Annotated in this window: 6 protein-coding genes and 2 pseudogenes; 6 read left to right on the top strand and 2 right to left on the bottom strand. The window is 45.4% G+C overall.

Annotated features, from left to right (window positions below):
* Window positions 1-48: 48 nt before the first annotated feature.
* The 6 genes and pseudogenes from DBY86_RS08910 to DBY86_RS08935 all read left to right on the top strand — a co-directional run bounded on the left by DBY86_RS08910 (window position 49) and on the right by DBY86_RS08935 (window position 6262).
* Window positions 49-366 (top strand): DUF1132 family protein, encoded by a 318-nt coding sequence (locus tag DBY86_RS08910; RefSeq protein WP_107819705.1) that lies wholly within the window; start codon window positions 49-51, stop codon window positions 364-366.
* A 103-nt stretch (window positions 367-469) separates the two neighbouring features.
* Window positions 470-1876: pseudogene (locus tag DBY86_RS08915) on the top strand (IgG-binding virulence factor TspB family protein); the annotation flags it as partial.
* A complete protein-coding gene (locus DBY86_RS08920; protein WP_107819707.1) occupies window positions 1877-2167 on the top strand; it encodes a DUF2523 domain-containing protein in 291 nt (96 codons plus the stop codon). It begins immediately after the preceding pseudogene.
* Between the two features lie 9 nt (window positions 2168-2176).
* Window positions 2177-3265, top strand: a complete 1089-nt coding sequence (locus DBY86_RS08925) for a zonular occludens toxin domain-containing protein (RefSeq protein ID WP_107819708.1) — start codon at window positions 2177-2179, stop codon at window positions 3263-3265.
* An 852-nt stretch (window positions 3266-4117) separates the two neighbouring features.
* Window positions 4118-5080, top strand: coding sequence for an IS110 family RNA-guided transposase (locus DBY86_RS08930; RefSeq protein ID WP_107819709.1), 963 nt, complete (start codon window positions 4118-4120; stop codon window positions 5078-5080).
* A gap of 297 nt (window positions 5081-5377) precedes the next feature.
* Window positions 5378-6262, top strand: a complete 885-nt coding sequence (locus tag DBY86_RS08935; protein ID WP_107819710.1) for a YicC/YloC family endoribonuclease — start codon at window positions 5378-5380, stop codon at window positions 6260-6262.
* A 223-nt stretch (window positions 6263-6485) separates the two neighbouring features.
* Here DBY86_RS08935 and DBY86_RS13735 read toward each other — a convergent pair whose 3' ends face one another.
* Window positions 6486-6788, bottom strand: coding sequence for a hypothetical protein (locus DBY86_RS13735; protein ID WP_234403427.1), 303 nt, complete (start codon window positions 6786-6788; stop codon window positions 6486-6488).
* A 1-nt stretch (window position 6789) separates the two neighbouring features.
* Window positions 6790-6984, bottom strand: a pseudogene (locus DBY86_RS08950) (IS110 family transposase); the annotation flags it as partial.

Here is a 6984-nt window from a genome sequence, read left to right on the forward strand (position 1 = left end):
TATGGTGTCAAAATCAGGCTTTCAAAACAATCATTGAAAGGCAGAACTATGAACAAGCCGTTTATCACGCAAGCGCAGTTGGCACTTTATAAATATCAGGCGGGGAGTAAGTATTTTGGGCAATCGATGGCATTAATTGCTCAGAAAGAATTTGAAGAATTTGTTAATAACGTAAAAGAGTACGATATTTTAGAGAGCTTCTCTTATTTCTTAAATAAGAGAGTCGCACATAATATTTGGAAGATTTATTTTTCTGATGAATCTGTTATTTTTATAAGAAAATCAGAAGAGAACGGAAAAACTGTTCATGAATTCGTTTATCAAGAGTACACCGATAGTTCTGATTTTAATTCTATGTTCGAGTAATTCTTATTCTGAACCTGTAAGATTAGAAAAATCACAAATTAAATTTCAATCAAGTAATAATTTAAAATCAAGTGGTTTTAAATTAGATTCAAGTTCTAAGAGTTTTGCCAAATTCACAGAAGCGGCAAATGTCGAACATATCCCCACGAGCGCAAAAGCCCGAATCAACGCCAAAATAACCGCCAGCGTTTCCCGCGCCGGCGTATTGGCGGGGGTCGGCAAACTTGTCCGCCAAGGCGCGAAATTCAGCACAAGGGCAGTTCCCTATGTCGGAACCGCACTTTTAGCCCATGACATCTACGAAACCTTCAAAGAAGACATACAGGCACGAGGCTACCAATACGACACCGAAACCGACAAATTTGTAAAAGGCTACGAATATAGTAATTGCCTTTGGTACGAAGACGAAAGACGTATTAATAGAACCTATGGCTGCTACGGCGTTGACAGTTCGATTATGCGCCTTATGTCCGATTACAGCAGATTCCCCGAAGTCAAAGAATTGATGGAAAGCCAAATGTATAGGCTGGCACGTCCGTTTTGGAATTGGCATAAAGAAGAACTGAATAAATTAAGTTCTTTGGATTGGAATAATTTTGTTTTAAATAGTTGCACATTTGATTGGAACGGCGGAGATTGTTCGGTCAATAAAGGTGATGATTACAGAAATGGGGCTAATTTCTCTCTTATCCGCAATCCAAAATACAAAGAAGAAATGGATGCCAAAAAGCTGGAAGAGATTTTAGCCTTAAAAGTCGATGCCAATCCCGACAAATACATAAGGGCAACCGGTTATCCCGGTTATTCCGAAAAAGTAGAAGTCGCACCCGGAACAAAAGTGAATATGGGGCCCGTTACGGACAGGAACGGGAATCCCGTTCAGGTTGTCGCAACATTCGGCAGAGATTCGCAAGGCAACACCACGGTGGATGTTCAAGTAATCCCGCGTCCCGATCTCACACCCGGAAGCGCGGAAGCACCGAACGCACAGCCGCTGCCCGAAGTATCGCCCGCCGAAAACCCCGCAAACAACCCGAACCTCAATGAGAACCCCGGCACGCGCCCCAATCCCGAACCCGACCCCGATTTGAATCCCGATGCAAATCCCGATACGGACGGACAGCCCGGCACAAGACCCGATTCCCCAGCCGTTCCGGGGCGCACAAACGGCAGAGATGACAAAGACGGGAAAGATGAGCAAGACGGTGGTTTTTTATGCAAGTATTTTCCAAAAATCCTAGCCTGTCAGGAGATGGGCAAACCTTCAGACGGCATGTTTGACGATATAAGCATACCGCAAGTAACAGACGATAAAACATGGTCTTCGGACGACTTTTTACCGTCTAACGGCGTATGTCCGCAGCCGAAAACCTTTCATGTTTTCGGCAAGCGTTATGAGGCAAGCTATCAGCCGTTATGCGTGTTTGCGGAAAAAATCCGTTTTGCCGTACTGCTCGCCTTTATCATTATGTCGGCTTTTGTCGTTTTCGGTTCGTTGAAGGGGAAATAAATGCCATTACTTGCCGGTCTGATTCCACTTTTAGGCATACTTCTGAAACTGCTGATTGTCAGAATCATCCTTGCAACAGGTCTGACATTCGTAACCTATGCCGGGTATATCATCGCACTGAACAAGTTCAAGGACTACACCGCAAACGCGATCAATTCCATGCCTTCCGACATACTGAACCTTCTTTTAATTTCGGGATTCGGTCAGGGGTTGGGCTACCTGTTCGGCGCATTCTCGTTCTTCATCGGTATACGCGCATTGAACAAACTGACGTTTGTCTTTCCAAGATGAGGTAGAAACATGATTTATCTGTTTACAGGAAATATGGGGACAGGCAAAACCTCCCGCGTCGTCTCTATGATTTTGAACAACGAAGACGGATTGTTCAAAATGAAATTGGAAGACGGCACGGAGGTAGACAGGCCGCTTTATTTCTGCCATATCGACGGATTGGATAAACGGAAATTTAAAGCCCACGAACTGACGGAAGAGCAAATCATGTCCGCCCCGCTTCGTGATGTCATACCGGAAGGCGCAGTGCTGATTGTTGACGAAGCCCATTACACTTATCCGGTACGCGCGGCAGGCCGTCCCGTTCCGCCCTATATTCAGGAACTGACAGAACTCCGCCATCAAGGGCATACCGTCATTTTAATGACGCAGCACCCGAGCCAACTTGATATATTCGTCCGCAACCTTGTTTCAAAGCATGTACACCTTGAACGCAAGGCAATAGGAATGAAACAGTATTATTGGTATAAATGCGTAACCTCGTTGGACAATCCGGCAGGCGTAAGCGGCGTAGAAGTCGCAAATTGGAAACCGCCTAAAGAAGCCTTTAAATACTACAAATCATCAAGCCAGCACCAAAAGTTCAAGAAAAAAGTACCTTGGGCGGTTTGGGCGTTGATTGTGATTGTAGGGTTTGTAGGCTGGAAAACTTACGGCATGTTTCAAATTTACAGTAAAGCAACAGGCGGCGAGATTGAGCAGGAAGCGCAAAAAGAAAGCGTTGTGCAACAAACGATGACGGAGCAGACGGCATCATCAGAAACAGCGTCTTTTGAGCATTCCAAAAATCTGAAACCTGAAGACTTTACGCCGACTTTACCCGAAAAGCCCGAAAGCAAGCCCATATACAACGATGTTAGACAGGTAAAAACATTTGAAAAAATCGCCGGATGTATCGACGGCGGAAAATCAGATTGCACGTGTTACTCACAACAGGGAACGCCATTGAAGGAAATCACAAAGGCAATGTGCAAGGATTACGCGAAAAACGGCCTGCCATTCAACCCTTACAAGGATGAACAGCAAAGGACGGAACAGGAGGCACAGTACGCGAAAGCGGACAAGCCACCAGTTCTCGTAATGGGCGGAAAGCCATAACAAAACTTGATGTATGACAACTGGGAAGAAAAGGGCAAGATATTCGAAGGTTCGGGCGGAGGCGTTGTCAATTAGAAAACCGCCCTTAATTGGGCGGTTCTTGTCGTGGGTTATTGACTTATCAGTATGATAACGGCTAGAATAAGCCGTATATCAATCGTGATAGTCAAAAGCAGTTTGCCAAATTTCAAAGTTATCTGCATTTGATTTTCCTGTAAGTTTCACACTTGGCAGGAATGCAAAAAAATCCCCTTGTTCTCAGGCTTGGGGATTTTTGCTTATCCCCACCGCTCTTTGATTTTTGCGCCTGAATCTATGTCATACAGTTCCTTTCATTCAAAATAAAAATCTTTCGGTTTCAGCCCCTACCCCTCAGGATGGCTTGAGCGGAGTGAAGGGGGTTAACTGCTAGAATGGCTGTTTTTTTTAAAGTGTCTCAGTCTGGAATCGCTTCGTTCGGGGGTTGTAGGTGCAGGAAAATAGGGCAGAAAAAAGGAAAAGGGGGAAGCTTTGTAAAGATTGGGCGCGCTTTTTGCCCAATCTTTACGAATACCCCCTTTTCCTTTTTTATGAACTGTTTTTCAATACCGGAAACCCACTAACGGAGTGATTCCAGACTGAGATACGCCTAAAAAAATCAGACATTCGGGTCGCAACAGAAACCTTTACCAAAACCAGTAACCATAATAGAATCAGAAACGGCAAAGGAATAGCTAACCCTTGCCGAAACCGTCCAGCCTGAAGATACCCAAAACTTAAAGTTTGAGGAAAAGAATAGGCGGGCGGTTTTTTCTTGTTTGTGAAATTGAGTAGTATCAAAGAACACGATTCTGAATAGATAAGGTTAATCCCATGCGTAACGCCGTAGGATTGGATATATCAAAGCTGACATTTGACGCAACCGCTATTGTTGGCAATGCCGAATATTCGGCAAAGTTTAACAACGATTCAAAAGGTTTAGATCAGTTTTCGGACTGGTTGAAAAGCTTGGGATGCGAGAATTTGCATATATGCATGGAGGCAACAGGCAACTATTATGAAGACGTTGCCGATTACTTCGCGCAGTATTACAGCGTTTACGTATTGAATCCGCTGAAAATAAGCAAGTATGCAGAAAGCAGATTCAAGCGAACCAAAACAGACAAACAGGATGCAAAACTGATAGCGGAGTATTGCCAGTCGGCGAAAGAAAGCGAGCTTGTAAAGAGGCAGAAGCCTACTGACGAGCAATACAGGCTTTCACGGATGACCGCAGCATATACGCAAATCAAAAGTGAATGCGCGGCAATGAAAAACCGTTATCAGGTGGCAAAAGATGAAGAAGCGGCCAAAGCATATTCAGAAATCATCAAAGCCATGAATGAACAGCTTGAAGTTTTAAAGGCGAAGATAAAAGAGCAGACGGAGAAGCCGAAATGCAAGGAAGGCGTGAAGCGTCTTGAAACCATACCGGCAATAGGCAGAATGACCGCAGCCGTATTGTTTCATCATCTCACATCTTCGAAATTTGAAACATCAAACAAATTTGCAGCGTTCGCAGGCTTAAGCCCGCAGCAAAAAGAATCAGGTACAAGCGTAAGAGGAAAAGGCAAACTGACCAAGTTTGGCAACAGGAAATTACGCGCCGTATTGTTTATGCCTGCAATGGTCGCATACCGCATAAGGGCATTTCCCGATTTCATCAAAAGACTGGAAGCCAAGAAGAAGCCTAAAAAAGTCATCATCGCCGCATTGATGCGTAAACTCGCCGTTATTGCGTATCACGTACACAAGAAAGGCGAAGATTACGATTCATCGCGTTACAAATCGGCGTAAATCCTGAAGGGGAAAAAGGCATTTTTTAAATGCCTGCTTTGCCGTGTCTGAAATTCAGTGAATTTTTAAATATTGAAATTCAATGAGTTGAAAATGAATTGTAAATATGCTATTGTTAATTAAAGTAGTATCTTTTCCTTTATTCACATGTGGTTTTCCTTGGCCTTCAAGCTTGAATTGCACTTGTGTTTTTTCAGTCCATCCCTTATTTGTACGAGGTAAATCTGGAAAAAGTTTGCCTGTGGCTGAGTTGGATGTGATATATTGATTCCATTTTAACGGACTTCAGAGAACGACATGAGCAGCGGAAATATCCACATCCACAGTATGACCGGCTTTGCCAACGCGGCGGCAGAGTGCGGCAGCAAACGCATCAACCTCGATATCCGCGCCGTCAACCACCGCTTTTTGGACATTCAAATCAGGATGCCGGATGATTTGCGTCATTTAGAAAGCGGCATCCGCGAGCAGATTTCATCCCATCTGGCACGCGGCAAAGTCGAATGCAAAATTCAAATCCAAGATGCGGAAAACAGAAACCAATCTTTGGAACTGAATCACGACTTGGTCGGACAACTTGCAGAAATCAACCAAACCCTCCGTAAACATCATGACCTGGCAAAATTGGGGGTTGCCGATATTTTACGTTTTCCCGGCGTATTGGCAAGCCAAAGGGAAAATACGGAAGAATTGGCAAAAAGCATTACCAAACTGACTGAAAAAGCGTTAAAAGACTTTACTGCTGCACGCAAGCGGGAAGGTAAGAAATTAGGCGAGCACCTGTTACAACGCCTCGAGTCTATGGAAGAAATCATCGGGGCATTGGGCGAAATCTTCCCCACGCTGGTGGAAGCGCATAAAGAAAAAATCCGCGCCCGCCTTGCCGAAGCAGTCGGCAGCATCGACAACGACCGCCTGCAACAAGAGTTTGCCCTGTTTGTCCAAAAATCCGATGTCGATGAAGAATTCAGCCGCCTGCGCACCCACATTGCCGAAGTGCGCCGTATCGTTACCGAACACAAAGGCAGCAGCGGAAAACGGCTGGACTTCCTGATGCAGGAATTAAACCGCGAAGCCAACACTTTGGGCAGTAAATCCATCGCTACCGAATGTACCCAAGCCTCGGTCGAGCTGAAAGTCCTGATCGAACAGATGCGCGAACAGGTGCAGAATATCGAATAGCCCTGCCTTTTTCTCCAAACATGACAATGCCGTCTGGAACTTTTTTCAGACGGCATTTTTATCAGCTTAAAACCTCTGTTGCAAGCAATTTGTAAGGCGGCGGCAGCTTTTGCACCGCCGCAGTGTAGAAAATTGTATAAGCTTTTGCCCAAATTTATCCCCGTTTAATGGCCTGTTAAACGGGGATTATCTTATGTCTTTAAAAGTAGTATGCCGCCCGCTGTCAGAACTTATAAATCAGGTGGTCGTCGTAGCTTGAATTGCGGTTGATGGTGCTGCTCACTGTCAGGGTTTGGCTGCCTGCAAAACGCTCCCATCTGGGCAGGCGCAGTTCGGCCACGAGGTCGAGATAGGCGGGCAGTTCGCTGCGGGTGCTGCTGAAAAAGATAAAGGATGGGCGCACCATTGCCATCAGGCGCAGGAACTCTACCATGCCGAAGTAGGCTGCCTCGCGGTAGTTGCCCTGCTGGGTGCATACGTAGCAACTGTATTTTTCACCCCGTCGGGCAAAAATACCAAAACTCAAATCAAGCCGTCCGGATACCGTTTTCGGTGGTACCGTTTTCGGCAAAGTAATCACGCATCCGGGCATTCAATATCGTCAGCAGTTTGCGCATACATGCCGTAACGGCAACCTTATACGGCTTACCCTTGGACAGCAGGCGTTGGTAGAAATCCCGAATAAGCGGTTCAAAACGTGTCGCTGCCACGGTAGCCATATA

It is taken from the genome of Neisseria bergeri (assembly GCA_003044455.1).
Lineage (GTDB): Bacteria > Pseudomonadota > Gammaproteobacteria > Burkholderiales > Neisseriaceae > Neisseria > Neisseria bergeri.